This is a genomic window from Gracilimonas amylolytica (assembly GCF_002911695.1).
In the GTDB taxonomy this organism is placed as follows: Bacteria; Bacteroidota; Rhodothermia; order Balneolales; family Balneolaceae; genus Gracilimonas; species Gracilimonas amylolytica.
In genome coordinates this window covers 1-347 of the sequence record NZ_PQBS01000022.1, presented here as the reverse complement: position 1 = coordinate 347, position 347 = coordinate 1, and the positions used below count along the sequence as shown (strand labels likewise).

The 347-nt window shown below is 57.1% G+C and carries 1 protein-coding gene; it reads left to right on the top strand.

Translation table 11 applies throughout. The features are described 5' to 3' along the window. Positions 1 to 36 precede the first annotated feature (36 nt). The coding region (locus tag C3B73_RS05845) for a ubiquitin family protein (RefSeq protein ID WP_232803033.1) at positions 37 to 347 on the top strand (311 nt) is incomplete at its 3' end.

Sequence of the window (347 nt, the reverse complement as noted above, 5' to 3'; positions counted from 1 at the left end):
TTTAGATACCGAGGCTCCCAATCTCAGCCTTCCAACATGCAGATCTTTGTGAAAACTTTGACCGGCAAGACCATCACTCTCGAGGTGGAGAGCTCCGACACGATCGACAACGTCAAGGCTAAGATCCAGGACAAGGAAGGGATTCCACCGGACCAGCAGCGGCTGATCTTCGCCGGAAAGCAGCTCGAGGACGGGCGCACCTTGGCGGATTACAACATCCAGAAGGAGTCGACTCTCCACCTCGTCCTCCGTCTCCGCGGCGGCATGCAGATCTTCGTCAAGACTCTGACCGGGAAGACGATCACCCTGGAGGTGGAGAGCTCCGACACGATCGACAACGTGAAGGC